Below are 23,451 nucleotides of genomic sequence, written 5' to 3' on the forward strand. Positions count from 1 at the left end.
GTTTGACAGTCACATAAATGTTGAATGTACTGCTGCCATCGCGAGCAGGCTCGCTCCCACAGGGAGTGGGGTCATCCGCCCCTTCTCATTTGCGCAGGATCAACGCAACGGCTGCCCCCGCGTTTCCGGCATCCGCAGGTAAACCACGGCGCTGATCGCACTGATCACCACCAGGTAAATCCAGAACAACCCGCCATAACCCCAGCCCGCCATGGCGGCCATCAGGTACGGCGCGGTGCCGCCGAACAGGGTCACCGACAAGGCATACGGCAAGGCAATGCCAGTCACGCGAACCTCCGCCGGAAACTGCTCGGCCATGGTCACCGCCGACGCCGCGCCGAATCCGGTCATGATCACCATCGAAACGGTCTGGATCAGTGTCACTTCCATCAGGCTGATGCCCACATGCAGCAACCCGAAGCTCGGCCAGGCCCAAAGGATCGAGGCGATGGCAAAGGCGATCAGCACCGGACGCCGCCCGACCCGATCCGCCAACTTGCCGGCGAACGGCAACAACACCAGTGACGCGCCAACGGAAATCACCCCGGCCAGCAAGGTGTCGCGGATCGACATGCCCGTGATCAAGTGCACCTGGTTGGGGTAGCTGACCATCCACACGTAGTTGAGCAGGTTGCCGGCCATGGCGATGCCGATTACGCGCATGGCATCCCGGCGATGGCTGAACAGCAGTTCACGAATCGGGCGTTTTTTCGCGTTGGTGGCAATCCGCGATTTGAAGATCTCGGTTTCGCGTACCGACAGGCGAATCCACAGGGTGATCAGGCCCATCAGCGCGGCAATCACGAACGCCACGCGCCAGCCCCAATCGTACAGCGCGGTATCGCTGCCCATGGACGCCAAAGCGAACCCAAGCAGGAACGACACCAACGTGCCGGCGTTGATTGCAAACCACTGCCATGAACCGGCGAACGCCCGGCGATGTGGCGGCGCCGACTCAATCAGGAACGCCGAAGCGGAACCGAACTCGCCGCCCGCCGAGAAGCCCTGAACCAGACGGGCAAGCACCAGGATGATCGGTGCGGCGATGCCGATACGTTCATAGTTGGGGCAGATGCCGATCACCAGCGATGCAACAGACATCAGCAGGATCGACAGCGTCAGGCCTTTCTTGCGGCCATAGCGGTCAGCCAACTGCCCCAGCACGGCACCACCGATGGGGCGCATGATGAAACCAACCGCGAACACCGCCAGCACCGACAGCAATGCCGTTACCCCGTCACCGGCGGGGAAAAATTGTTTGGCCAGGATGGAAGAGAATGTCGCGTAGATGACCCAGTCGGTGTACTCGACGATGGTGCCCAGGGTCGCGGCGACAATCGCTTTCTTTTCTGCACTGTTCAGCTGGCGGCCCTGGATTTCTGGCGCCGCCGTTGATGTGGATGACGATGGCAGTTCACCGTCCACAATATTGTAGTTGCTCATTTCATGACTCCCGTGGGCGCTATTATTGTTGACCTTTGGACGCGGCCTCAGCGTTGCTACGGGAGAAATATCCGGCGTTGCCTGCTTCTCGTGAAGCGAGTTTTCAGGGGGGTTCGGTTGACTAAATATCAACCCTCTGCCTTGAGATTTTCTCAATGGACGGTGCTTTAAAACTCGGTTGAAGCGACAACGGCGAGGGAGTGTAAATGCCAGTCATCATGGGGCTGCCCTCTACCCTCCCCATGCCCTGCATCGACAAGAAGAGTTTCACGAGGAGAACCGGCAATGTTTGAGAAAACCAACAGCTTCATCGATGGGCGCTGCGTGCCGCCGCTGGATGGCCGATACGAAGACAAGATCGACCCGCGCACCGGCGAAAAACTCAACGAAGTGGCCAACAGCGGTCCTGCCGACGTGGCCATCGCCATCGATTCTGCGGCCGCGGCGCTACAAGCCTGGCGCGACATGCGCCCCGCCGAACGCGGGCGTATCCTCAACGATTTCGGCCGTTTGATCCGCGCCAGCGAAAGCACCCTCGGCGCGCTGGAACGGGCCGAAACCGGCAAGCCCGGCCGCGAAATGGCGGCGCTGATGGACCTGACCGCGCAGTACTTCGAGTTCTACGGCGGCATCGTCAATGTCATGGACGGTGAAGTCATCAACCAGGGGCCGAACTACCACGTCTACACCCGCCGCGATCCCTTCGGTGTGATCGGCGTGATCCTGCCGTGGAACGCCCCGCTGCATCAGGCCGCCCGCGCCATCGCCCCGGCCCTGGCCACCGGCAATACCGTGGTGGCGAAACCCTCCGAGCACACTTCGGCTTCGTTGGTTGAGCTGGCGCGCATGGCGGTGGAGGCCGGGGTTCCGCCCGGCGTGTTCAACGTGATCGTCGGCAAGGGCAGCATCATCGGCCCGGCCATGGCCCACAACCCGCACATCCGCAAAATCTCCTTCACCGGCGGTATTCGCGCCGGCCAGGAACTGGGCCACATTGCGGCGGACCGCATCCTGCCGCTGACCCTGGAACTGGGCGGCAAGTCGGCCAACATCGTGTTCGACGACGCCGACCTCGACGCCGCCGCCAAAGGCTCGACCACCGCGTTCACCTGGAACAGCGGCCAATGGTGCGCCGCCGGTACGCGATTGCTGGTGCAGGAATCGATTCACGATCGCTTCGTCGACAAACTGGTGGCTGAAGTCGGCAAGCTGCGGGTCGGCCCTCAGGACGACTCCACTTCTGGCCCGATCACCACCCATGCGCAGTTCGAGAAAATCCAGAGCTACTTCGCCATCGCCGAACGCGAAGGCCTGACCCCGGCCATCGGCGGCAAGGTCGCGAGCCATGCCGGTTTCGAAAACGGTTGGTACATCGAGCCGACCGTCTACACCGGCGTGACCAACGACATGACCTTGGCCCGGGAAGAAATCTTCGGGCCGATCGTTTGCGTGATTCCGTTCAAGGATGAAGCCGATGCGTTGCGGATTGCCAATGACAGCGAGTTCGGCCTCGGGGCCGGGATCTGGAGTCGCGATATTGGTCGGGTGCATCGGGTCGCGGCGCAACTGGAGGCAGGACGGATTGTGGTGAACGAGTACAGCGGTGGCTTTGTTCAGACGCCGTGTGGTGGGTTCAAGCAGAGTGGTTATGGGCGTGAGCAAGGGGTGGATGCGTTGTCGCATTACACGCAGCTCAAATCAGTAATCATCCGTCTGTAAATCCCGCAATCGACGCACCTTTGTAGCAGCTGGCGAAGCCTGCGTTCGGCTGCGAAGCAGTCGTGAATCCAGGCGATGCGGTGTTTCAGGAAGACTGCGTTCACAGGTATTACGACTGCTTCGCAGCCGAACGCAGGCTTCGCCAGCTGCTACATAGGTGGGTCATGGCTGAAATGGCTTACCTCATAAAAAACGCGACCTCTTGGTCGCGTTTTTTCAGTGGTTTACCAAAGCGCCAACGAGTAAGTAACGATCAACCGATTCTCATCAATGTCACTGGAAAAATTGCTCCGTGCACTGGCGTTTTTCCACTTCAGCCCCACGTTCTTCAACGGCCCGTTCTGGATCACATACCCCAACTCGGAATCGCGCTCCCATTCCTTGCCTGCCTCCGAACGATTGCGCACGGTGACGTCATCACCCGACAGATAGCGCGTCATGAAGGTCAGCCCCGGAATGCCCAACGCGGCAAAGTTGTAGTCATAGCGCGCCTGCCATGAACGTTCGTCCTGGTTACCGAAGTCGTTGATCTGCACCAGATTCACCAGGTAGCCGTCGGTGCCGTTGATGTTGGCGAAACCGGTGTCGCCGCTCATGCGCTGATAGCCCAAACCCAACGAATGGCCACTGGCACTGTAGGTGAACATCGCACCCAGCGCCGAGTTGTCGACATTGCTGCCGCCCTCGTCGAGGCTGCGCGCCCAGCGCAGGTCGGAGCTCAGGGTCTGCCCTTCGCTGATCGTCCATTTGTGGTTGAGGGTCAGGTAATGCTGCTGGTAAATCCCTTCCAGCTCACCGTAGTGATACGCCGTACTCAGTGACGGCGCCCAGCGATAGGTCGCCCCGGCAAAATCGAAGCGGTCACTGGTGGTGCGGTGGCCGAGGCGAATGTTGCGCGACACGCCGTTGTAGACGCTCATGTCTTCGTTGTCGGACGAGTTGCGCAAGTTGGTCTGGTCGAGACGCCCAAGGTCCAGGGACAGGTTGTCCAGGTCCGCGCTGTTGAGCCAGGCACCGCGAAAGGTTTGCGGCAGCAGGCGCGAGTCGTTGTACATGACCACTGGCATTTTCGGCAGCAGTGTCCCGACCTTCAGCGTGCTGCGGGCCATGCGCAGTTTGCCGGTCAGGCCCAGTTCGCCATAGTCGTCCTCGGCCCGTCCGCCAGGTCCGCGCGAGGTATTGAGCAGGCCGGTGCCGGTGCGATCGGGCGATGAGTCGAGCTTGATCCCGACCAACCCCATGGCGTCGAAGCCGACGCCGACCAGCCCTTCGGTGTACCCCGATTCAAGCCGCAGGATGAAGCCCTGGGCCCATTCCTCCGCCTTGCTTTGGGCCACGCCGGATTGGCGAAAATCACGATTGAAATAGTAATTGCGCAGCTCCAGGCTGCCTTTGCTGTCCTGAAAAACATCGGCGCAGGCCGGATTGAGTACGGCGCTCGCCGCGACGCAGATGGCCAGGCGCGATACCGGCGGGAAGCCTTTTCGGGACGTGTAGGAGGCGTTCTTCATGGACGAGTTTCTCTTATTGTTGTCAGGTTCGGTCACGTGCAAAAAAGCCACGTGACGGTCGATCCTGAAAGCCGCGTCACTGGCCGACAATCGAGAAAAACACGCCCTTTCCTTGAGTTTTAATCAAGTGGGTTTAGGCTCTGGTTTACGTACACTGCGCGCCGCTCCTCCCATAAGAACAAGAGTTTGCTCACTATGGAACGCCTGCCTCCCCTGAATGCCATCCGTGCCTTCGAAGCTGTTGCCCGGCATTTGAGCATCACCCATGCCGCCGATGAATTGAACGTTACCCCTGGCGCGGTCAGTCGACAGATCCGCACGCTGGAAGAATTCCTCAAGCTCGATCTGTTTGTGCGCGGGCACCGGCAGATCACCCTGACGGCGGCCGGAGAGCAGTACTTTCGCGCCGTGGCCCGGGTGGTCGAAGACCTGCGCGGGGCCACCAAAAAACTCATGTCCCCGCCCCTGCGCCGCCAGCTCAAGGTGCGCGCCTACACCACGTTTGCCATGCAGTGGCTGATCCCGCGACTGGCGAGTTTCCATGCGCAGAACCCGAAGATCGAAGTGCTGCTGACCGCCTCCCTCGACCCGGTGGATTTCTACAAGGAAGACATCGACGCAGCGATCCGCCTCGGCTCCGGCGAGTGGCCCAACTGCAATTGCTACGTGCTCAGCGATAACCAGTTGGCCCCGGTGTGCAGCCCGTCGCTGCTGCAACATGGTCCGGGGTTGCAGACCCCGGCGGACATCGCCAACTACACCATGTTGCACTCGATTGCCCGTCTCGAAGACTGGCGTTATTGGCTGGAGGCCTGCGGCGTCAGTCGCGAAGTCGATGCGCACGCCGGCATGACCTATCAAAGCTCGTCGATGGTTTACGCGGCGGCTGTCGGTGGCCAGGGCATCGCCATGGCGCAGCTGTTTCTGGTGAACAAGGAACTGCAGGACGGCAGCCTGATCCGGCCATTCGAGCAGGTGGTGGACATGGGCGTGTACACCTATTACCTGTTGATTCCCAAGCACCGCGAAGAAAGCGAAGACCTGCGGATTTTTCGTGAATGGGTGCTGGAACAGGCGCGCATCACCCGTGGTCTGGCTTGAGCTTTAGTCAAGGCACAGCGGCGTAAAACTGCTTTGTCGGTCACTTGTTGTCGTGCCTAGCATGGGGTCTCCCTCCATAAAAAAGAGACCTGCCATGACTACGCCTTCCATCGGTTTTATCGGCCTCGGCGCCATGGGCCAGAAAATGGCCCGCCATCTGCTCGACAAGGGCTTTGCCCTGAGCGTGTTCGATCCCAATCCGCAAGCCCTGGCGCCACTGCTTGAACGCGGGGCGCGCAGTTATGCCACACCTCGGGAAGTGGCTGACCACGCGCAGATCGTGCTGGTTTGCGTGCCGACCCCGGACATCGTGGAAGCCGTGGTGCTGGGTGCCGACGGCGTGATCCACGGCCGTCAGGTGAACATTCTGGTCGACCATTCCACCACCGGGCCGAGCCTCGCTCGACGGCTGCACGCGGAGTTGGCCGAGCGAGGTATAGACGCCCTCGACGCACCGCTGGCCGGTGGCGTCGCCGGCGCGCAAAACGGCACGCTGTCGGTGATGGTCGGCGGTGATCGGGCGGCCTATGAGCGCTGTGCGCCGGTATTCGCCGCCTTCGGCAAGAAAGTCGAGCACATCGGCACCGAGCCGGGGCTGGGTCAGACCCTGAAGCTGGTCAACAACATGATCGTCGCCGCGACACTGGTCGCCACCAGCGAAGCCATGCTGTTCGGGGTCAAGGCCGGGCTCGATCCGCGGCAGATGGTGGAAATGCTCAACGCCAGCACGGCGCGCAGTTTCACCAGCGAACAGATCATTGCGGGGACCGTGATGCAGCGCGAGTTTGATTTCGGTTTTCGTCTGGATTTGATGCGTAAGGATGTGCGGCTGTTTCTCGCGGAGGCGGAGAATACGGGTGTGCCGGTGTTCACCAGTTCGGTGGTTAAACAGTTCTTTGATCAGGCGTTGAGCGAGGGCGATCCGGCGCGGGATATGACGCATGTGGTGCAGGTGCTGGAGCGGTTGGCAGGCGTGACGCTGCAAGAGTAAAGCGCTCAGCCTGACGTAAGCCAAACATTGCCCCTGTGGGAGCGAGCCTGCTCGCGAAGACGGAGTGTCAGCCGACATTTATCTTGACTGACACACCGCTTTCGCGAGCAGGCTCGCTCCCACAGGTTCAGTGCCATGGTTTGATTTTTTCTCAAGCCAGCAGGGTTTTTATATCGTTTGTCGGGCCTTGTGCCCTGTCCGACCATGACCTCCAGAGCTTGCCTGCAAGCCCATAACAACAGGAGGTCATCATGAGTTTTTCCACGTCCATTTGGACACCGTCCACGCCACCCGGTCTCCACGCCTCGCGCCATCGCCGCAGCGGCGACATCTTCTTCCCCGCCGTGCCTGCCGGGTCGCCCCTGAGCAGCCAATTCGACGACGCCGTGCTCAACGTCGAAGGCCAGGTCTATAGCTTCACCATCATGCACCCGAGCCCAAAGAGCGGCCTGCCACCGTTCGTCCTTGCTTATGTCGACCTGCCCGGTCCGGTGCGTTTGTTCGGCCGTCTGATCGACAGCCCCGAGCGCCCCGCCATCGGCGAAAAATGCCGAGTCATCGCCGACGACACCTTCGGCTACGTTTTCCAATCCCTGGAGGCACGTCCATGAGCCAGATGCATGTAATGGGCGGCGCCATGACCGTCTTCGGCCGCCACCCCGGCGTCATGGCCCCCGAGCTTGCGCAACGGGCGATCCTCGATGCCGTGGCTGACGCGGGCCTGCAACTGGCCGACATTCAGGCCGTGTACTGCGCCAACGTGCTGGGCGGGATGATTCTCGGGCAGGTGATCCTGCGCGATCTGGGCCTTAAAGGGATTCCGGTCTACAACATCGAAAACGCCTGCGCCAGCGGCGCCACCGCCGTGCACCTGGCGCGCCACGCATTGCTGGCCGGCCAGTACGAGCGCGTATTGGTGTTCGGCATCGAGCAACTGACCGCATTGGGCGGCGGCACGATTCCGATGCAGCGCAATGACCGCATGACCGATCTTTACGCCACGGCGGGCATGGTCTTGCCAGCGGTCTACGCGATGCGCGCCACTCGCTTCATCCACGAACGGGACGCCAAACCTGCCGACCTGGCAGCGGTAGCGGTGAAGAATCGCCATCACGGTTCGCTCAACGAATACGCCCAGCAACGCACTGAAGTCAGCCTCGAAGAAGTGCTCGCCTCGCGCATGATCGCCGACCCGCTGACCCTGCTGCAGTGCTGCCCGTCGCAGGTGGACGGCGCCGCTGCGCTGGTGCTGGGCAACCAACCCGGGCCTCATGCCAAGGACGTGAAAGTGCTGGGTTCGATCATCGTCTCGGGCCTGCGTGAAAGCGGTGACGAGGACATCCTCGACGCCGAGATCACCGCCCGCGCCGCTCGCCTGGCCTATGAACAGGCCGGTGTGTCGCCAGCCGATATCGGCGTGGTTGAGTTGCACGACGCCTTCACCATCGCCGAGCTGCTGTATTACGAAGCCCTTGGTTTGGCGGCGCCGGGTGAAGCCGTGGCGCTGTTGCACAGCGGCGCAACTTCTCTCGGCGGCCGGGTGCCGGTCAACCCAAGCGGCGGTCTGTTGGCCAAGGGTCATCCACTGGGCGCAACTGGCGTCGCACAAATGGTCGAGTTGCTCTGGCAATTGCAAGGTCGCGCCGGTAACCGGCAGGCCGGCACACCACGCCTGGGTCTGGCGCAATGCACCGGCGGCGGTATCGCCGGGGTCGACCACGCGGCCTCCGCCGTGCACATCCTGGGAGTCTGAAGCCATGAACCCTAAAAACTTTGCCACCGGCCAGATCGCCGTGGTCACCGGTGCCGCCCGTGGCATCGGGCTGGCCATTGCTCAACGATTGGCGCAGCAAGGCGTGTTTGTCTACCTGCTGGATCGCGACGAGCAGGCGCTGAACAACAGCGTCAGCGCGTTGCAGGCTGAACGCTTGCCGGTCGCCGGAATTGCTCTGGATTTGACCGAAGGTGAGTCGGTCAACGCTGCCTTCGTGCAGATTCGCGAAGCTCACGGCCGCCTCGATTTTCTGGTGAACAACGCCGGCGTCGTGCGCGACAAACGCTTCCTGAACATGACCGAGCAGGATTGGGATCTGGTGGTGGACACCAACCTGCGGGCGCAATTTCTCTGCTGCAAGGCGGCCTTGCCGTTGATGCTGGAAAGAGGCTTCGGACGGATCGTCAACATGTCGTCCCGGGCCTGGCTTGGCGGCTTCGGCCAGGCCAATTACTCGGCGGCCAAGGGCGGCGTGGTCAGCCTGACCCGCAGCCTGGCGATCGAATTCGCGGCCAAGGGCATCACCGTGAATGCCATCGCCCCCGGCATCGTCGACACGCCGCTGTTCCAGAGTTTCGCCCCGGAAGTCCAGGCAAAACTCAAGGACACCGTACCGGTGAAACGCATCGGCACACCGGACGACATCGCCAATGCCGTGGAATTTTTCCTCGCCCCGGCCAGCAGCTACGTCACCGGGCAAACCTTGTATGTCTGCGGCGGACGCAGTCTGTCCTCGGCCAGTGTGTGAGGTGAACGCCATGTCAGTCACCTTCGAAATCCACGGCGCCGTGGCGCTGATCACCCTTGATCGACCGCAAGCGCTGAATGCCCTGGACCTGGACTCGCTCCAGGCCCTGCGCGGCCATCTGCTGGAAGTGCGCGACCGTCGGGAACTGCGCGCGGCGGTCCTCACCGGCAGCGGTGAACGGGCGTTCTGCGTCGGTGCCGATCTGAAGAGCACACGGGCCTCATCGGCCTCCTACGCCGAGGCGCTGTTCCTGGCCAACGAGCCCGCCGCAGACGCCGGGCTGTACATCCGCCAGATGGACCTGACCGACCTTGACCTGCACAAACCGTTGATCGCTGCCGTCAATGGCCACTGTCTCGGTGGAGGCCTGGAGTTGGCGTTGCAATGCGATCTGCGCATCGCCAGCAGCAGCGCGACATTCGGTTTGCCGGAAGCCGCAGTCGGCTCGATTCCGGCGGTCAGCGGCCTGCATCGCCTGATGCGCGCGGTGCCACCGGCTCATGCGATGCAAATGGCCCTGACCGGCGCGCGTATCGACGCCGCGCAGGCCCTGGCCATCGGCCTGATCTCGGAGCGTCTCGACACCCGCGAGGCCCTGCTGCAACGGGCGCTGGCCCTGGCCGAGCAGATTGCCCGGCAAGCGCCGTTGGCGATTCAGGCCTTGCAGACCCTGGCGCGTAGCACCGCGCACCTGAGCGATCGCGAGGCTCAGCGCCTGACCGAACTGTATTGGGGCGTGCTGCGTGACACCGAAGACCGCATCGAAGGCCGCCAGGCGTTCGCCGAGAAACGTGCTCCGAAATACAAGGGCCGCTGAACGGCCTGAGGAGGCGAACATGTTACGCAAAGCTCTGGACGGCCTGACCGTCCTCGATTTCACCCAGATCGCCGCCGGCCCCACGGCGACCATGTTGATGGCCGACATGGGGGCGCGGGTGATCAAGGTCGAATCCCACGAAGGCGAGTTGGGCCGTACCCTCGGCCCGGCGTGGGTTGGTGACGATAGTGCGCTGTATCACGCGTTCAATCGCGGCAAACTGGGCCTGAGCCTGGACCTCAAACACCCGGACAGCCAAGCGGTGATCAAACGTCTGGTGTTGCAGGCCGATGTGCTGGTGGAAAGCATGCGTCCCGGGGTCATGGCCCGGCTGGGTCTGGGCTACGAAGCGTTGGCAGCGCTGAAACCGGACCTGATCTACTGCTCGATTTCCGCCTATGGCCAGCAAGGTCCATATGCCGACCGGGCGGGGGTCGACGGCATTCTGCAAGCCGATTCCGGGCTGATGAGCCTGATCGGCACGCCGAATTCCGCGCCGTCGAAGGTGCAGGCGCCGGTGGTCGATGTGGTCACCGGCTACATGGCGTGCATGGCCGTGTTGGCCAAGCTTCACGCCCGGGGAAAGGACGGTTTGGGCGGCCACCTCGACGTCAGCCTGATGAACTCGGCGCTGGCGTTGCAGCAGGCGTCGCTGGCCAGCTTCCTGTGCGATGGCAAGTTGCCGACCCGGATCGGCAGCGCCGCGCCCTACTCGGCGCCCAACGAAGCTTTTGAGGCGGCAGATGGCTGGCTGATGGTCGCCGCCTACAACGGCAATCGCTGGCCGGCCTTGTGTGGTGTGCTCGGGCGCCCGGAGTGGATCGACGATCCGCGTTTTGCCAGCTCGGCGCAGCGGGTTGTGCATCGCGAAGCCATGTGTGCGGCACTGACCGAGGTGTTCATGACCCAATCCACCGCGCATTGGCTACAGGTGCTGCGTGAAGCCGACATCCTTTGCTCGAAGGTCTGCGATTACAACGATGTGCTGGCGCATCCGCAGATCGCCAGCAACGGCATGCTGGTGGAATTGCACCATCCACAGCACGGCGTGGTGCGGGTTCCGGGGTTTCCGATCAACAGCCTGGAGGCCGCGCAAACACCCTATGCGCCTGCGCCGGAGAATGGCGAACACTCATGTTCGGTGTTGCGTGATTTCGCTTTTTCCGAGGAAGAAATCGCCGATCTGCTGGCCTCCGATGCCCTGCGCTGCCCGGAGACGGCGCTGGCCTGAATGGGGCTCGGACAAATATCCGACCTGTAGGAGCGAGCTTGCTCGCGAAAAACCCGAGGCCGCCGCTGGGCATCTGGTTTTACGCGTTACCGTTCACGATCTTCGCGAGCAAGCTCGCTCCTACAAGGTCGATGTACATTCGCAAAACCCTGCTCGGCCGTCGGGCCACCTTCGGATCGCCGCACCGCTTTTTTCTGCAAAAAGCGGTTTGGTGCTTTACTGAAAAGATTCTGAAGCCCTGCGAGTAGCCCCGCATGAACCGCAACGACCTGCGCCGCGTGGACATGAACCTGCTGGTGATTTTCGAAACCCTGATGTTCGAAAAGAACCTGACCCGGGCCGGGGAGAAATTGTTCCTTGGCCAGCCCGCCGTCAGTGCCTCGCTGGCCAAATTGCGCGATCTGTTCGACGACCCGTTGCTGGTGCGCAACGGTCGCGTGCTGGAGCCAACCCAGCGCGCGCTGCAGATTCTCAAGGAGTTGCAGCCGGCAATGGACACCATTTCCGGCGCGGTCAGCCGGGCCAAGGATTTCGACCCGTCCACCAGCCGCGATGTGTTTCGCATCGGCCTGTCCGATGACGCCGAGTTCGGCCTGTTTCCGCCGCTGCTCAAGCAAATACGCGAAGAGGCGCAGAACGTCGTGGTGGTGGTGCGTCGGGTGAATTTCCTGCTGATGTCGTCGATGCTCGCCAGCGGCGAGATTTCCGTCGGGATCAGCTACACCACGGAACTGCCGGCCAACGCCAAGCGCAAGAAGCTGCGGGACCTGAGCGTCAAGATCCTGCGCGGCGATAATCGGCCCGGCACCCTGACCCTGGATGAGTACTGCGAACGGCCTCACGCGCTGGTGTCGTTTTCCGGGGACCTGACCGGTGCCATCGACAACGACCTGGCGCGTATCGGCCGCTCACGGCGAGTGGTGCTGGCAGTGCCGCAGTTCGCCGGCCTGCGCGCCTTGCTGGCGGGCACCGACATGCTCGCCACCGTGCCGGACTACGCGGCATGCGCGCTGATCGAAGGCAGCAGCCAGTTGCGTGCCGACGACCCACCGTTTGACATCAACCTGTCCGAACTGTCCATGGTGTGGAACGGGGTCAACGATAACGATCCGGCAGAACGTTGGTTGCGCTCGCGAATTGCCCAACACATGGCGGCGCCACTGCCGGGGCATTGATCGCGTTGAAGTCCGGATCGGTCTCGCGCAGGAATATCGGCATGTCTGTCATCGGCGGCATGGCCGGAATGTCGAAATACATCTGGATCACCCAACCCCGGTGATAACTGGCGTGATTGACCACGTGCAGCAGCATCGCGCCGGCGCTCATGGTGCCGCTTTCGCCCGAGACAAAGGTGAACTCGACGGGTTTATCCAGCGAGGCATCGGTCTGCCGGGCACTCCAGTCGCAGTACCAGTGATCGATGTCCTTTTGCGCCATGCGCAGCTCAGCGAGGTCGGGGTGCAGCAGATCGTGTGACGTCTTGAAGCCGTGCCCTCGGCCTTCGAGGTGGGCCTGCCAAATGCAGTCCACGACGTAGATGTGGTTCAGGGTGCCGATCATGTTCTTGAACACCGACACGCGCTCCTTGTTGACCTCGCCCGGCGGCAACGCAGCCAGGCTGTCAAAGAGGCGCTGATTGGCCCAGCGCTTGTAATCGGCAAGCATGCGGGCAGTGCGTACGTTGATCATCGAAGGTCTCCCATTGTGATGGGCGCACTGCCAAGCATAGCCCTCATGACGAATGGCAGCGCAGACGCTGATCATCGGTAAAGCTCTACGTGACCTTGTAGCAGCTGGCGAAGCCTGCGTTCGGCTGCGAAGCAGTCGTGAATTCTGGCACTGCGGTCTATCAGGTAGACCGCGCGTGCAGGTTTTACGACTGCTTCGCCGCCAAACGCAGCCTCGCAGGCTCGGCAGCTGCTACAAATAGATTGTTCGGATTAAATAATGGCCAACCGCTGAACCACCCGGTCGGCCAGTGCCAGGCAACTGGTCAGCCCCGGTGATTCGATGCCGAACAGGTTCACCAACCCCGGCACGCCATGCTCGGCCGGGCCGCTGATGACGAAGTCGGCGGCCGGTTCTGTCGGCCCGGTGATTTTCGGGCGGATGCCGCTGTAGGCCGGTTGCAGGCTGTCGTCGGGTAGCGCCGGCCAATAGCGGCGGATCGCCTGATAAAAGCCGTCGGCGCGGCGCGGATCGACGCGGTAATCGACATGATCGACCCATTCGACATCCGGCCCGAAGCGCGCCTGGCCGCCCAGGTCGAGGGTCATGTGCACGCCCAGCCCGGCACTTTCCGGGGCCGGATACACCAGGTGCCGGAACGGCACCCGACCGCTGAAACTGAAATAGCTGCCCTTGCACAATCGAGCCTGCGGAACGTGTTGCGATGGCAGGCCGACGATCCGGCTCGCTACCTCAGGCGCGGACAATCCGGCGCAGTTGATCAGCGCTCGGCAGCTCAATGTCATGGGCTGGGCGCCGCCCAGGTGCAGCTCAAAGCCTTGCTCGATGCAACGGGCCGAGACCAGTGGCGTGTGAAAGGCCACCGACGCTCCGCCCGCCTCGGCATCGGCCTGGAGCGCGAGCATCAGGGCATGAGAATCGACAATCCCGGTGGACGGCGACCAGAGTGCAGCCACGCAGGACAACGCGGGCTCGAGTTCCCGCGCCTGTTCGGCATCCAGCCATTGCAAGTCATCGACACCATTGCGCCGACCTTGCTCCAGCAACCTCTGCAAAGCCACGCGCTGCGGGTCATCGGTGGCCACGATCAGCTTGCCGAGGCGCTGGTAACCGACACCGCGCTCATCGCAGAAGGCGTAAAGGCGTTGCTTGCCCTCCACGCACAATTGCGCCTTGAGACTGCCGGTCGGGTAATAGATACCGACGTGGATCACTTCCGAATTGCGCGAACTGATCCCCACGCCAATGCCCTCGCCCGCCTCGACCAGGATCACTTCCCGACCGCTGCGGGCCAGGGCTCTGGCGACCGCCAGCCCGACCACACCGGCCCCGACCACCACGCATTCGATATCGACACTCACCTGCCCTGCGCTCCTTTCAAGCCAGCGATCAAAACGTACCGGGGTAACTGCCGCCGTCCAGCAACAGGTTTTGCCCGGTCAGGAAACCGGCCTGGGCGCTGCAGATAAACGCGCAATAAGCGCCGAACTCATCGGGCTGACCGAAGCGCTGGGCCGGAACGTTTTTGCGCCGTTGTGCGCTGATGCTTTCCAGCGTAGCGCCGCTGGTTTCGGCAGCGGCACTCAGGGTTTTGTGCAAGCGCTCGGTCTCGAACGGGCCGGGCAGCAGATTGTTGATCGTGACGTTGTTTCCGGCCAGTCGCGACTGACGCGCAAGCCCGGCGATGAAACCGGTCAACCCGCTACGGGCGCCATTGGACAGGCCGAGCACATCGATCGGCGCCTTCACCGCACCGGAGGTGATGTTGACGACGCGTCCAAAACCGCGCTCGGCCATGCCATCGACACAGGCCTTGATCAGCTCGATGGGCGTGAGCATGTTGGCATCCAGCGCCTTCAGCCAGTCTTCGCGCTGCCAGTCGCGGAAGTCGCCCGGTGGCGGGCCGCCCGCGTTATTGATCAGGATGTCCACTTGCGGACAGGCCGCCAACACCTGCTCGCGCACCGCCGGCTCGCTGATGTCCCCGGCCACCGTGCGCACTTCGATGGTCGGCGCCAGGCTGCGCAATGCTTGCGCGGCGGCCTGCAACGTTTCATTGCCACGGGCATTGATCACCAGGTTGACGCCCTCCTTCGCCAAGGCTTGCGCACAGGCCAGACCCAGGCCCTTGCTGGCGGCGCAGACAATCGCCCAGCGTCCCGAGATACCCAATTCCATGACGATGCTCCTGACAGTTCGAATGCTTTACGTTACCACTGCGCAACAGGTTGATGACGTGGGCAATACACTTGTTCCGGATTATCACGAGTGGCAACGAAGCACACGCACAGGCAAAAAAAATGGGCGCTCAAGATGAGCACCCATTTCAGCCCAACTGGCGTAGGAGCTGGCGAAGCCTGCGATCTTTTGACTTTGCTCTTCGATGTCACTGGCGTTGCCGAAGATCAAAAGATCGCAGGCTTCGCCAGCTCCTACACGGGGGCAGTCAAGGACATACAATGCGACGAGCTGATCAGCCGTAGGACACCTCAGGGTTGCCGGCTTCCAGCGCATCGGCGCGATTCGCCGCCGGCGGGTAGATCCACTGGGTGTTGATCATGCGTTTGCGCGCCTTGCCTTCGTCGTGGGTGAGCAACACCTGACGGTCCCAGCCTTCGGTGTACACCGCGCCCCACTCGCCCAGGTCCAGGCAGGTCGCATAGAACGGCTGGCGGTATTCGAGGGTCGGCACGCCCACCAGGTCGGCGGCGACGTTATGCCCGGCGTAACGGCCCATGAAGATTGCGTGCTGGCAGGACATCAGCGAGTAGTGACCTTCGTCATCGGTCAGGGCCATGGCCACATCGCCGGCCGCGAAGACATGCTCCGTGCCGACCACGCGCAAGTCGCCGGTGACTTCGACCCGGCCCTGGCGATCCAGCCGCGAGGAGATTTGCGACGTCAGGCTGCTGGCGATCATGCCGCCGGTCCAGATGACGGTTTTGGCGTTGATGCGCTGTCCGGCAGCGGTCAACACGCCGTTCTCGTCCATGGCGATAACACCGGAGCCGACCTGAAATTCAATGCCCATGGATGCCAGCGCTTCGGTGATCATTGGCCGAGGGCTCGGGCCCAGATCCGGGCCGATGTCATCGGCGCGCTCGACCACGACGATCTTGAATCGGGCCTCCGGGCCAAAGATTTTGCGCAAGCGTTCCGGCAACTCGGTCGCCACTTCCAGGCCGGTGAAACCACCGCCCACCACCACGATGGTATTACGCGCTGCCGACTCGGGCAGCGTGCCCAGTTCAGCCAGGTGCCGGTCGAGTTTCACCGCGTCGGACAGTTGATCCACGGCGAAGATGTTTTCCAGCAACCCCGGAACCGGCGGACGATTGAGTGTGCTGCCGCTGGTCAGCACCAGGCGGTCATAGGGCACGTTGATGCGACGGCCATCGGTCGTCAGTGCATGCACGAAACGTGCGTTGGAGGTGTCGATGCGCTCGACCTCGGCTTCGATGAATTTGACCCCCGCCGCTTCCAGCAACGGCAGCAACGGTGCGCTCATTTCGTGGGGGGCCTGTTCGTGCAGGCGCGGCCGAATGACGATCTCCGGCCGAGGGGAAATCAGGGTGACTTCAACGTCGTCGGTCTTGCCGTGGGTGTCCAGCACCCGTGCCGCGCCCAAGGCGCTCCAGACACCGGCAAAACCGGCACCGACGATGAGTATTTTCTGGGACATGATCTCTACCTTCGTTCTCGTTATGGAGGCAGACAGCGAGCGACTGTCTGTTTCAATCGAGGGTGGATGGTAGGGTTGAACCCTGGCGCCCCAAATGACATAAAACCCTGAAATGCTGCCATCCGATCAGATGGGGTCACGCCTATAACGTTTGCGACTTATCATTATTCCAAACGGTTAAACCAGATGCCCATGAACGAATTCCCCCGCCCTGCCGATAACGCGACACCTCGCCCCGATCAACCACGCTCAATCGTCTTCGTGGCCTATCCCGAGATGGGGCTGCTGGATTTGACCGGTGCTCAGACCGTGTTCTGGGCCGCCTCCAAAGCCATGGCCGAACGCGGCTTGCCAGGCTACGACCGGCACACCGCGAGCCTCACCGGCGGTTTGATTCAAACCGCCGAAGGCCTGGCGGTCGACACCCAGGCACTGAGCGACTTCGCCAGTCATTCGATCGATACGCTGATCGTCCCCGGCGCGCCGAACATTCGTCAGGCGATGAATGATTCCCAGGAGCTGGTCGGCTGGCTGAAAGTTGCATCGGCCAACGCCAGACGCACCGCCTCGGTGTGCAGCGGCGCCTTCCTGCTGGCCCAGGCCGGTTTGCTCGACGGCCGACGCGCTGCCACACACTGGGCGATGTGCGACATGCTCAAGAGTGGCTTCCCGTCGATTGAAGTCGACAGCGATGCCATCTTCATTCAGCAAGGTTCGGTGTGGACTTCGGCGGGCGTCAGCGCCGGCATCGACCTGGCATTGGCCCTGGTGGAAGACGACTGCGGGCGTGAAGTGGCGCTGGAAGTCGCCCGGGAATTGGTGGTGTTTCTCAAGCGACCCGGCGGCCAGGCCCAGTACAGCCAATTGCTGCAATCGCAAACCGAGGACGGCGCCGCCTTCGACGACCTGCACCTGTGGATTGCGCAGAACCTCAGCCACCCAAGTCTCACGGTGGAAGTACTGGCCCAGCAAGTGCAAATGAGCCCGCGAAACTTTGCCCGGGTCTACAAACTCAAGACCGGCCGCACCCCGGCCAAAGCCGTTGAAGTGCTGCGATTGGAGGCTGCCCGACGTTTGCTGGAAGACTCTGAGCGCAATATTGATCAGATTGCCCGGGTGTGCGGGTTTGGGGATGAGGAGCGGATGCGGTTTACGTTTCAGCGCAACTTGAGCATCTCGCCGCGGGATTATCGGAAGCGGTTTTCGCGGTGAAGTGTGTGTGGGCGCTGGATCGATAACGGATCGACAGGGAACTCCTGACCACCGCCGCGCATCCTAAACTATGTGGTACTTCCTTTACGCTTCACGCTTTCGGAGGACACCGTCATGCGCCGTCTGTTTCTCATCTCTTCGCTAGTGCTTTGCTTGCCCTTTGGTTCGGCCATGGCCGATGTGGATGCAGGCGACGTGGCCACCTCGGCAGGTCTTTCTGCGTCCCTGTACTCGACCTTCAAGGATGACAAAATGATGATTCCCGCCCGGGATGACGCCTCCAGCTTCGTGGCCAGTGGCGGCACGATTCGGGGTGTTTACCTGGAGTCGGTGTTGCAGGAAATTCGTCAGAATAATCCTGGCCTGAAGGCGAGCGATGAAGACCTGGCCAAAGCCATCCTGGTTCAGGAAGGCCTGTCTGTCGGTCATTGAAGCCAGCAAAACCCGGCGGTCGGGCTCGTGAAACCTCAATAGCGTTTCCGGCCCTGCCTTGCTTGTGCGCTACCGTTCAGCCGCGGTGGACAAGCGCGCCCATCCAGCGACCAGCTGCGCACTGATGCTCACCCCGCCGCACACCACAATCACCACGTCATGGGCGTCGGCAATCGCCGGATGGTCCAGGTACGCCACCGCCAACGAAACACCGCACGCTGGTTCGACCAACTGACGCAGATCGTTGGCGTAACGCACCACGCCCATGATTGCCTCGTCATCGCTGAGCACCACGCATTCGTGGGGAAAATCGAGGATGTGCTGAACCGGCCACGCCGCCACCTGAGCCGCACCAAGCGACGTGGCGACGGTGTCGATCCGCGCCAGCCGCACCGGATGCCCGGCATCGACCGCCGCCGCAAACGATGCCGCGCCCAGGGTTTCACAGGCAATGATCCGGCAGTCCCTGCGGCCGTGGCGGATCAATCCGGTGAGAAGGCCCGCCAGTAATCCACCGCCGCCCACCGACGTCACCATCGTATCGACCTGAGGGCAGTCCTCGAGGATTTCGTCGATCATCGTGCTGTGCCCTTCCCACAGCACCGGGTGATCGAAGGCCGGCACGTATTCGGTGTCCGCGCCCTGTGAAAGCTCCTTCGCCCGTTGATTGGCTTCGTCCCAGACCTTGCCATGGACGATCACCTCGGCACCGGTTTTCCTGATCCTGGCGCGTGTGGTTTCCGGGGTGGTGTGCGGCACCACGATGCAGGCCTGCAACCCCAGGATCGCGGCGGCCACGGCGGTGGCGAAACCGGCGTTGCCACCGGAAGGACAAACTACTTTGCGTTTGCCCTGCGCCTTGGCCTGGCTGCACAGAAGCCCCATGCCGCGCAATTTGAACGAGCCGCTGGGTTGCAGGTTTTCCAGTTTGAGCCAGATGCGCCGGGTCGGCGTCGACAGGCCTGGATGTAGAATCAGGGGCGTTCTGATGTGAAGCATGGTGGCTCCCTTTGGCACGCCATCGGCTCGTCGAGATTTTCAACGAGCCCAGGTGAACGGTCCTGATTCAAGCTTAGTTCACCCCGCCCCCGGCCTTGTCGTTTCAACGATAACGCGGTGCCGCCGTGGAGTTGCCGAACAACCCGGAAAGGGTCTGGCGCTGGGCTTCGTAACGATCCCACTGCTCACCATCGTGCAGGCCCGGAATGCTCACCACTTCGCCTTCTGCCAGGCCCGCCAGCGCGGCGTCGACCATGTCTTCGGCGGACATCACGATCTCTTGCGGCAGGTTTTCCACCGGGTTGCCGGCCTCGCTCCAGAAGTCGGTGGCGGTGGCGCCTGGCAATACAGCCTGGGTACGAATGCCTTTGTCGGCCAGTTCGTGGTGCATGGACTGGCTCAGGGCGAGGACAAACGCCTTGGTCCCGCCGTACACGCCGTTGAGGATTTCCGGCGCGATGGCCACGATCGAGGAGATGTTGATCACGGTCCCGGCGCCACGAGCGACGAACCCCGGCACCACCGCGTAGGCCAGACGCATCAGCGCGGTGACGTTGAGGGTGATCATGTCTTCCATCTCATCCACGGGGCTTCCCAGCAATGGCATGACACCGCCGACCCCGGCGTTGTTGACCAGCAAGGTGATGCTGGCATCGGAGCGCAGAATATTTTCGACCCGCAGCAGGCCGGCCTTGTCTTTCAGATCGGCGGCGACCACTTCCACGGCGCGCCCGGTTTCGTTGCTCAGGTGGTTGGCCAGGGCGTTCAGTCTGGCCTGGCTGCGGGCGACCAGAATCAGGTCGTAGCCCTGCCGGGCGAGACGGTCGGCATACACCGCGCCGATGCCCGAAGATGCGCCAGTGATCAGTGCGGTGCCTTTGGATGAGAGTGCCATGTCGATTTTCCTTCACAGTGAGGCGATACGTTCGCCGGGTGAACCGTTATAAATTGACTCACGCTCGTCTCAAATGACGTTTAAAGTACGTTTTTCGGACATGACCTTTTGAGGGCATCTCGATGACTTCCGTGGCATTTGTGGTTTTTGAAGGTTTTCAGTCCATGGCGCTGGCGGCCATGCCGGTGTTCGAATACGCCAACTTCAGCGCCGGCGAAACGCTCTATGAGGTGAGAGTGGTGTCCGAAGACGGCCGCACATTGCGTGCCTCCGGTGGCCTGAGTGTCGGAACCGAGGCGTTCGATGAGCGGGTGTTCGACACGGTGATCGTGGTCGGCGGCGATGCCATCCTCGAGCAGGCGCCCGAGGGCGTGTTGAACTACCTGCGCGCCAGCGTCAAGACCGCGCGGCGCACAGCGTCGATCTGCTCCGGGGCGTTCGTCCTGGCCCAGGCCGGTTTGCTCGAGGGGCGCCGGGCGACCACCCACTGGGCTTATGCCCGGGAACTGCAAGCGCGGTTTCCGTCGATCAAGGTGGAAGAAGACCGCATCTACGTCATCGACGGTTCGATCTGGACTTCCGCCGGGATGACCGCCGGCATCGACCTGGCGCTGGCCATGGTCGAAAAGGATCACGGCGCTGAACTGGCCCGCTCCGTGGCGCAGAAACTGGTGATGTACCACCGCCGCGCGGGCGGCCAGTCGCAGCACTCGACGCTGCTGGAACTGGAACCGAAATCTGACCGCATTCAGACAGTCCTCGGTTATGCGCGGGAACACCTCGCCGACGCCTTGTCGGTGGAACAATTGGCGGACGTGGCGAGCCTCAGCCCACGGCAATTCAGCCGGGCCTTTCGCGCCGAAACCGGTCAGTCGCCGGCCAAGGCCATCGAGAACCTGCGCCTGGAAGCCGCTCGGCAATTGCTGGAACGCGGCCGCCTGAACCTCGACCAGATTGCCGCAGAGACCGGCTTCAGCGACCGCCGCCGCATGCGCGAAGCGTTCCTTCGGGCGTTCGGACAACCGCCGCAGGTGATCCGGCGCAATGCCCGGACGGACACCGCTGCGTAGGAGCTGCCGCAGGTTCGGGCCGCGGTCGAACGATCTTTTGATTTTGCTTTTCAAAACAAGATCAAAAGATCGCGGCCTTCGGCAGCTCCTACACTGTGTCGTATGCCTTTCACGAAGTGAGCCATGAAAATCTCGGCCAGACTGGCGTTTTTCGCCATCGTCATCACCCTCGCCTACCTCGGGCTCGCGGTTTGGGGGCTGGGCGGGTTTGCGGCTTTTTTCGCCCATGCGCCGCTGGTGGTCGTTGTGCTTGCGACCCTGGTGATGGTGATCGCGTCCCTGTTCACCGAGGTCAACCTGAGCTCGGGCGAACGTGAAGACCGGGCCAATCGCTGGGTGCTTCCGGCCTTCGGGGTGATCGGATTATTGAGCGGGTTTTTGCCGGCCTACACCGACCGGGTCGACGTCTGGACCTTCGGTGGCGAGGGCGTTCGCTGGTGGGGAGCCCTGCTGTTCATCGTCGGCGGTGCACTGCGGATGTGGCCAGTGTTTGTGCTGGGCAAGCGCTTCAGCGGACTGGTGGCGATTCAACCGGGGCACAGCCTGGTCACCGACGGGATTTATCGCACCTTGCGCAACCCCAGCTATTTGGGGATGTTGATCATTGGCGTGGGTTGGGCGCTGGCCTTTCGTTCGGGTGTTGGCCTGCTGCTGGCAGCGCTGACACTGATCCCGCTGATCGCCCGGATTCACGCCGAAGAAGCGCTGTTGAGGGCGCAGTTTGGCAGTGAATACGAGGCGTACTGCGCTCGTAGCTGGCGGTTGATTCCGGGGGTTTACTGATATCGATCACAAATTTGTGAGCACCACGAATCAAATGTGGGAGCGGGCTTGCTCGCGAAGGCGGCGTGTCAGGCAAGATCAATGTCGACTGATACACCGCTTTCGCGAACAAGCCCGCTCCCACATTAGCTTGTGTGGAGGCGAATTTGGCCGGAGGGATCCACTACTGCGGTCACCAAGTCATAACTAACCAGCGTGGCATGCTCGGTCTCGATCGGATGGACGTGTGTCGATGTCATGACGACAAGATCTGCACCCGCCGCCTCGGCTGCGAGAATCCCCACCGCAGCGTCTTCGAAAATCAGGCAATCAGTCACCTCAACACCTAGCCGTTGCGCGGCCAGTCGATAGCCCGCAGGGTCGGGTTTGCCAGCACTGACGTCTTCGGCCGTGACCATCATCGCCGGTTCTGGAATTCCCGCCGCCGCCATCCGCCGCAGCGCCAATGCCTTGGGCGCCGACGTGACGATAGCCCACTGGTTGGCCGGCAACGACTTCAGGAAGTTTGCAGCGCTGGCGACCTCGACAATCCCCTCGACATCCTCGATTTCCGCTTCGGTGATAAACGCCGCTTCAGCCTCGGCATCCACACCGGGCAGTGCCAGACGATTGATGGTGTCGATGGCCCGGGCGCCGTGGATGGTTGGCAGGAAAGACTCGACATCGACGCCGTGGCGCAAGGCCCAGGCGGTCCAGATCCGCTCGGCGGCGGCGATGGAATTGAGGACGGTGCCGTCCATATCGAACAGGAATGCGCGGTACGGGGTATTGAAGACGGAGTTGTGAGCGGACAAAGGGTAACTTCCTTTTCGCAAGGGCCAGGCGGGTATGTCGAGCAAATGTACACCACCCCTGTAGGAGCTGCCGCAGGCTGCGATCTTTTGATCTTGATTTTCAGCGATCCCGAGAAGAGCAAGATCAAAAGATCGCAGCCTGCGGCAGCTCCTACGGGGTCCGGCCAGACTGCAATGCGCTTTGCACACAATCGAGCAACTGCCCCAGCGCCCACGGTTTCTTGATGAACGAAACCGGATGCCTGACCCCGGCACTTTCCGGGGTTTCGAAGCCGGACATGATCATGATCGGCTTGTCCGGCCAGCGGTCGCCGAACTGATTGGCCAGGTCCGCGCCATTGAGTTTGCCGGACATGGTGATGTCCGTCAGCAACAGCCCCACGCCCTGGGCGTGCTGTTCCAGGTACGCCGACGCAGCATCCGCGCTGATATGCGGCTCAACCACAAACCCTTCATCCTGAAGAATTTCGCAGAGAAACTCCAGGATCAGCGGGTCGTCCTCAACCACAAGAATCAACCCGCAAGGAAGGTGTCCGCCCGCCGTCGATACTGGACTCATG

Annotated in this window: 24 protein-coding genes; 14 read left to right on the plus strand and 10 right to left on the minus strand. The window is 62.1% G+C overall.

Going from position 1 to position 23,451, the window contains the following annotated elements; genetic code table 11:
- Positions 1–99: 99 nt before the first annotated feature.
- Entirely contained in the window at positions 100–1,443 is a 1,344-nt protein-coding gene (locus ACYZUD_RS11335; protein WP_462024078.1) for an MFS transporter, read from the minus strand.
- 285 nt (positions 1,444–1,728) lie between these two features.
- On the opposite strand from ACYZUD_RS11335, the gene ACYZUD_RS11340 reads away from it, so the two are divergent.
- Positions 1,729–3,162, plus strand: coding sequence for an aldehyde dehydrogenase family protein (locus tag ACYZUD_RS11340; protein ID WP_462024079.1), 1,434 nt, complete (start codon positions 1,729–1,731; stop codon positions 3,160–3,162).
- A 224-nt stretch (positions 3,163–3,386) separates the two neighbouring features.
- Here ACYZUD_RS11340 and ACYZUD_RS11345 read toward each other — a convergent pair whose 3' ends face one another.
- Positions 3,387–4,673 (minus strand): OprD family porin, encoded by a 1,287-nt coding sequence (locus ACYZUD_RS11345; RefSeq protein WP_462024080.1) that lies wholly within the window; start codon positions 4,671–4,673, stop codon positions 3,387–3,389.
- A 195-nt stretch (positions 4,674–4,868) separates the two neighbouring features.
- Between ACYZUD_RS11345 and gcvA the strand changes: the two genes are divergently transcribed.
- The 9 genes from gcvA (at position 4,869) to ACYZUD_RS11390 (ending at position 12,510) form a co-directional block, all read left to right on the plus strand.
- Positions 4,869–5,774, plus strand: coding sequence for a transcriptional regulator GcvA (gene gcvA, locus ACYZUD_RS11350; RefSeq protein ID WP_462024081.1), 906 nt, complete (start codon positions 4,869–4,871; stop codon positions 5,772–5,774).
- Positions 5,775–5,868: 94 nt separating this feature from the next.
- Entirely contained in the window at positions 5,869–6,765 is an 897-nt protein-coding gene (locus ACYZUD_RS11355; RefSeq protein ID WP_462024082.1) for an NAD(P)-dependent oxidoreductase, read from the plus strand.
- 251 nt (positions 6,766–7,016) lie between these two features.
- Positions 7,017–7,376: a Zn-ribbon domain-containing OB-fold protein gene (locus tag ACYZUD_RS11360; protein WP_462024083.1), complete on the plus strand. Its 360-nt coding sequence runs from the start codon at positions 7,017–7,019 to the stop codon at positions 7,374–7,376.
- Entirely contained in the window at positions 7,373–8,518 is a 1,146-nt protein-coding gene (locus ACYZUD_RS11365) for a thiolase family protein (RefSeq protein WP_462024084.1), read from the plus strand. Before ACYZUD_RS11360 ends, ACYZUD_RS11365 begins: the two co-directional genes overlap by 4 nt.
- Before the next feature lie 4 nt (positions 8,519–8,522).
- Entirely contained in the window at positions 8,523–9,287 is a 765-nt protein-coding gene (locus ACYZUD_RS11370; protein WP_462024085.1) for an SDR family NAD(P)-dependent oxidoreductase, read from the plus strand.
- Positions 9,288–9,297: 10 nt separating this feature from the next.
- Positions 9,298–10,104 (plus strand): enoyl-CoA hydratase/isomerase family protein, encoded by an 807-nt coding sequence (locus ACYZUD_RS11375; protein ID WP_462024086.1) that lies wholly within the window; start codon positions 9,298–9,300, stop codon positions 10,102–10,104.
- 19 nt (positions 10,105–10,123) lie between these two features.
- Entirely contained in the window at positions 10,124–11,335 is a 1,212-nt protein-coding gene (locus ACYZUD_RS11380) for a CaiB/BaiF CoA transferase family protein (RefSeq protein WP_462024087.1), read from the plus strand.
- A gap of 38 nt (positions 11,336–11,373) precedes the next feature.
- Positions 11,374–11,583: a hypothetical protein gene (locus ACYZUD_RS11385; RefSeq protein WP_462024088.1), complete on the plus strand. Its 210-nt coding sequence runs from the start codon at positions 11,374–11,376 to the stop codon at positions 11,581–11,583.
- 6 nt (positions 11,584–11,589) lie between these two features.
- Positions 11,590–12,510 (plus strand): LysR substrate-binding domain-containing protein, encoded by a 921-nt coding sequence (locus tag ACYZUD_RS11390; protein WP_462024089.1) that lies wholly within the window; start codon positions 11,590–11,592, stop codon positions 12,508–12,510.
- Here the strand turns inward: ACYZUD_RS11390 and ACYZUD_RS11395 are convergent.
- The 4 genes from ACYZUD_RS11395 to ACYZUD_RS11410 form a co-directional block, all read right to left on the minus strand.
- Positions 12,431–13,024, minus strand: coding sequence for a DinB family protein (locus ACYZUD_RS11395; protein ID WP_462024090.1), 594 nt, complete (start codon positions 13,022–13,024; stop codon positions 12,431–12,433). The two genes, ACYZUD_RS11390 and ACYZUD_RS11395, sit on opposite strands and share 80 nt — an antisense overlap.
- 251 nt (positions 13,025–13,275) lie before the next feature.
- A complete protein-coding gene (locus tag ACYZUD_RS11400) occupies positions 13,276–14,385 on the minus strand; it encodes an NAD(P)/FAD-dependent oxidoreductase (RefSeq protein ID WP_462024091.1) in 1,110 nt (369 codons plus the stop codon).
- A gap of 28 nt (positions 14,386–14,413) precedes the next feature.
- Positions 14,414–15,202 (minus strand): SDR family oxidoreductase, encoded by a 789-nt coding sequence (locus ACYZUD_RS11405; protein WP_462024092.1) that lies wholly within the window; start codon positions 15,200–15,202, stop codon positions 14,414–14,416.
- A gap of 295 nt (positions 15,203–15,497) precedes the next feature.
- Positions 15,498–16,706, minus strand: coding sequence for an NAD(P)/FAD-dependent oxidoreductase (locus ACYZUD_RS11410; protein ID WP_462024093.1), 1,209 nt, complete (start codon positions 16,704–16,706; stop codon positions 15,498–15,500).
- Between the two features lie 192 nt (positions 16,707–16,898).
- Here ACYZUD_RS11410 and ACYZUD_RS11415 point away from each other — a divergent pair, with 192 nt between their 5' ends.
- Positions 16,899–17,918, plus strand: a complete 1,020-nt coding sequence (locus ACYZUD_RS11415) for a GlxA family transcriptional regulator (RefSeq protein ID WP_462024094.1) — start codon at positions 16,899–16,901, stop codon at positions 17,916–17,918.
- A gap of 114 nt (positions 17,919–18,032) precedes the next feature.
- Positions 18,033–18,350: a DUF2388 domain-containing protein gene (locus tag ACYZUD_RS11420; protein WP_462024095.1), complete on the plus strand. Its 318-nt coding sequence runs from the start codon at positions 18,033–18,035 to the stop codon at positions 18,348–18,350.
- 69 nt (positions 18,351–18,419) lie between these two features.
- Here the strand turns inward: ACYZUD_RS11420 and ACYZUD_RS11425 are convergent, their stop codons facing one another.
- Positions 18,420–19,349, minus strand: coding sequence for a pyridoxal-phosphate dependent enzyme (locus tag ACYZUD_RS11425; protein ID WP_462024096.1), 930 nt, complete (start codon positions 19,347–19,349; stop codon positions 18,420–18,422).
- Between the two features lie 103 nt (positions 19,350–19,452).
- Positions 19,453–20,244, minus strand: a complete 792-nt coding sequence (locus ACYZUD_RS11430; RefSeq protein ID WP_462024097.1) for an SDR family NAD(P)-dependent oxidoreductase — start codon at positions 20,242–20,244, stop codon at positions 19,453–19,455.
- A gap of 122 nt (positions 20,245–20,366) precedes the next feature.
- On the opposite strand from ACYZUD_RS11430, the gene ACYZUD_RS11435 reads away from it, so the two are divergent.
- Positions 20,367–21,314: a GlxA family transcriptional regulator gene (locus tag ACYZUD_RS11435; RefSeq protein ID WP_462024098.1), complete on the plus strand. Its 948-nt coding sequence runs from the start codon at positions 20,367–20,369 to the stop codon at positions 21,312–21,314.
- Between the two features lie 123 nt (positions 21,315–21,437).
- Positions 21,438–22,097 carry a methyltransferase family protein gene (locus ACYZUD_RS11440; RefSeq protein ID WP_462024099.1) on the plus strand — a complete coding sequence of 220 codons (660 nt, stop codon included), beginning with the start codon at positions 21,438–21,440 and terminating at the stop codon, positions 22,095–22,097.
- Between the two features lie 125 nt (positions 22,098–22,222).
- Here the strand turns inward: ACYZUD_RS11440 and ACYZUD_RS11445 are convergent, their stop codons facing one another.
- Both ACYZUD_RS11445 and ACYZUD_RS11450 read right to left on the minus strand, forming a co-directional pair.
- Positions 22,223–22,891: an HAD-IA family hydrolase gene (locus ACYZUD_RS11445; protein ID WP_462024100.1), complete on the minus strand. Its 669-nt coding sequence runs from the start codon at positions 22,889–22,891 to the stop codon at positions 22,223–22,225.
- Positions 22,892–23,042: 151 nt separating this feature from the next.
- Positions 23,043–23,450: a response regulator gene (locus tag ACYZUD_RS11450; RefSeq protein ID WP_462024101.1), complete on the minus strand. Its 408-nt coding sequence runs from the start codon at positions 23,448–23,450 to the stop codon at positions 23,043–23,045.
- Position 23,451: the final 1 nt, after the last annotated feature.

The sequence above is a fragment of the Pseudomonas sp. XS1P51 genome (genome assembly GCF_054897845.1).

Bases quoted from the DNA above. Each gene is read 5' to 3' on its own strand.
- ACYZUD_RS11335 (WP_462024078.1), bottom strand. From the start codon at position 1,443: ATGAGCAACTACAATATTGTGGACGGTGAACTGCCATCGTCATCCACA.
- ACYZUD_RS11340 (WP_462024079.1), top strand. From the start codon at position 1,729: ATGTTTGAGAAAACCAACAGCTTCATCGATGGGCGCTGCGTGCCGCCG.
- ACYZUD_RS11345 (WP_462024080.1), bottom strand. From the start codon at position 4,673: ATGAAGAACGCCTCCTACACGTCCCGAAAAGGCTTCCCGCCGGTATCG.
- gcvA (WP_462024081.1), top strand. From the start codon at position 4,869: ATGGAACGCCTGCCTCCCCTGAATGCCATCCGTGCCTTCGAAGCTGTT.
- ACYZUD_RS11355 (WP_462024082.1), top strand. From the start codon at position 5,869: ATGACTACGCCTTCCATCGGTTTTATCGGCCTCGGCGCCATGGGCCAG.
- ACYZUD_RS11360 (WP_462024083.1), top strand. From the start codon at position 7,017: ATGAGTTTTTCCACGTCCATTTGGACACCGTCCACGCCACCCGGTCTC.
- ACYZUD_RS11365 (WP_462024084.1), top strand. From the start codon at position 7,373: ATGAGCCAGATGCATGTAATGGGCGGCGCCATGACCGTCTTCGGCCGC.
- ACYZUD_RS11370 (WP_462024085.1), top strand. From the start codon at position 8,523: ATGAACCCTAAAAACTTTGCCACCGGCCAGATCGCCGTGGTCACCGGT.
- ACYZUD_RS11375 (WP_462024086.1), top strand. From the start codon at position 9,298: ATGTCAGTCACCTTCGAAATCCACGGCGCCGTGGCGCTGATCACCCTT.
- ACYZUD_RS11380 (WP_462024087.1), top strand. From the start codon at position 10,124: ATGTTACGCAAAGCTCTGGACGGCCTGACCGTCCTCGATTTCACCCAG.
- ACYZUD_RS11390 (WP_462024089.1), top strand. From the start codon at position 11,590: ATGAACCGCAACGACCTGCGCCGCGTGGACATGAACCTGCTGGTGATT.
- ACYZUD_RS11395 (WP_462024090.1), bottom strand. From the start codon at position 13,024: ATGATCAACGTACGCACTGCCCGCATGCTTGCCGATTACAAGCGCTGG.
- ACYZUD_RS11405 (WP_462024092.1), bottom strand. From the start codon at position 15,202: ATGGAATTGGGTATCTCGGGACGCTGGGCGATTGTCTGCGCCGCCAGC.
- ACYZUD_RS11410 (WP_462024093.1), bottom strand. From the start codon at position 16,706: ATGTCCCAGAAAATACTCATCGTCGGTGCCGGTTTTGCCGGTGTCTGG.
- ACYZUD_RS11415 (WP_462024094.1), top strand. From the start codon at position 16,899: ATGAACGAATTCCCCCGCCCTGCCGATAACGCGACACCTCGCCCCGAT.
- ACYZUD_RS11420 (WP_462024095.1), top strand. From the start codon at position 18,033: ATGCGCCGTCTGTTTCTCATCTCTTCGCTAGTGCTTTGCTTGCCCTTT.
- ACYZUD_RS11425 (WP_462024096.1), bottom strand. From the start codon at position 19,349: ATGCTTCACATCAGAACGCCCCTGATTCTACATCCAGGCCTGTCGACG.
- ACYZUD_RS11430 (WP_462024097.1), bottom strand. From the start codon at position 20,244: ATGGCACTCTCATCCAAAGGCACCGCACTGATCACTGGCGCATCTTCG.
- ACYZUD_RS11435 (WP_462024098.1), top strand. From the start codon at position 20,367: ATGACTTCCGTGGCATTTGTGGTTTTTGAAGGTTTTCAGTCCATGGCG.
- ACYZUD_RS11440 (WP_462024099.1), top strand. From the start codon at position 21,438: ATGAAAATCTCGGCCAGACTGGCGTTTTTCGCCATCGTCATCACCCTC.
- ACYZUD_RS11450 (WP_462024101.1), bottom strand. From the start codon at position 23,450: ATGAGTCCAGTATCGACGGCGGGCGGACACCTTCCTTGCGGGTTGATT.